Annotated in this window: 3 protein-coding genes; all 3 read right to left on the reverse strand. The window is 43.1% G+C overall.

Going from position 1 to position 1447, the window contains the following annotated elements; translation table 11 throughout:
- Positions 1-142: 142 nt before the first annotated feature.
- Positions 143-865, reverse strand: coding sequence for a pseudouridine synthase (locus GMD4S_RS00440; RefSeq protein ID WP_008282969.1), 723 nt, complete (start codon positions 863-865; stop codon positions 143-145).
- 232 nt (positions 866-1097) lie between these two features.
- The gene (locus GMD4S_RS00445) at positions 1098-1328 is read right to left on the reverse strand and encodes a GlsB/YeaQ/YmgE family stress response membrane protein (protein WP_000901578.1); all 231 of its coding nucleotides are present in this window, start codon (positions 1326-1328) and stop codon (positions 1098-1100) included.
- A 9-nt stretch (positions 1329-1337) separates the two neighbouring features.
- A partial coding sequence (locus GMD4S_RS12740) for an aminopeptidase (protein WP_008289001.1) occupies positions 1338-1447 on the reverse strand: 110 nt, incomplete at its 5' end.

Genomic DNA, 1447 nt, shown 5'->3' on the forward strand with positions numbered 1-1447 from the left:
TTTATCTGTAAATGATTCTTGAATCGCGTTCATAGATTCCTCCTTTTATTCTACTGTCTATTATAACTCTTTTCACAAAGGAAGCAACTGAAAAATGAAAAAGGCAGGGACTTTCTCCTCACCTTTTCTAACATAATCCAAACTAAGCAATACTAGCAAGGAGAACTTCTAACTCCTCCTTGGTCAAGCGACGCCATTCTCCTCGTTTCAAATTCTCATCCAAAACTAGAGTCCCCATGGCCAAACGTTGTAGGTCCACTACTTCCTTCCCGCAGTATGCTACCATGCGTTTGACTTGATGAAATTTTCCTTCTCTAATAGTCACCCGAACCTGGCTCTCATCCTTATATGAATCCACTGACAAAATCTCCAGTTTGGCCGGCTGGCAGGTAAAGTCCTTGAGCGGAATACCCTTGCCAAATGTTTCCACATCTTCTTGGCTCATGATTCCCTTGACCTGAGCTTGATAAGTTTTATCTACATGACGCTTGGGCGATAGAAGGGAATGAGCCAGCTTTCCATCATTTGTCAAGAGTAAGAGTCCATGCGTATCGATATCCAATCGCCCTACAGGAAAGACTTCTTTGGCACGTCCATAGTCATCCAACAAGTCCAGAACCGTTCTATGCTTGGGATCTTCAGTCGCCGAAATGACTCCTTGGGGCTTGTTCATCATGTAGTAGACAAACTCCTCGTACTCTAGCACTTGACCATCAAAGCGAATTTCGTCTTTTTCTTCATTTATTTGCAATTTTGCTGATTTTTCTTTTTTGCCATTGACCGTCACGCGTCCAGCCTTGAGCAAGTTTTTGACCTCCGTCCGACTTCCCACAGCGCATGCAACTAAAAATTTATCTAATCTCATAAAACTATTATATCATACTCAAAAGGAGGCTGGTACAATGACCAACCTCCTTTTCTTTTCATACTCTTCAAAAATCTCTTCAAACCGCGTCAACTTCCATCTGCAACCTCAAAACAGTGTTTTGAGCTGACTTCGTCAGTTCTATCTATAACCGCAAAGCAGTGCTTTGAGCAGCCTGCGGCTAGTTTCCTAGTTTACTCTTTGATTTTCATTGAGTATCAGATTTAAGAAATTAACTTCCTCGTCTCCAGAAAATAGCTAAGACAACCATAGCACCTAAAACAGCTGGAACAATAGCTATCCCCGCTAGATTTGGACCCCAAGTTCCAAAGAGCAGGTGCCCCAAAGAAGCACCAATCCAGCCGAGAAACATTTTCCCAAAGCATCCCATGCTTTCTCCGCGATTGGTTAAAGCACCTGCCAAGAGTCCTACTAGGAGACCAACAAACATACTTCCAAGCATAGCTTCTCCTTAAATTGCCCAGTCTCCATTGCGGAAGAGTGGTACGCGTGTTCCATCCTCACGGATACCATCGATATCCATTTGATTCGAACCAATCATAAAGTCCACGTGAACATCTG

It is taken from the genome of Streptococcus sp. GMD4S, from assembly GCF_000296955.1.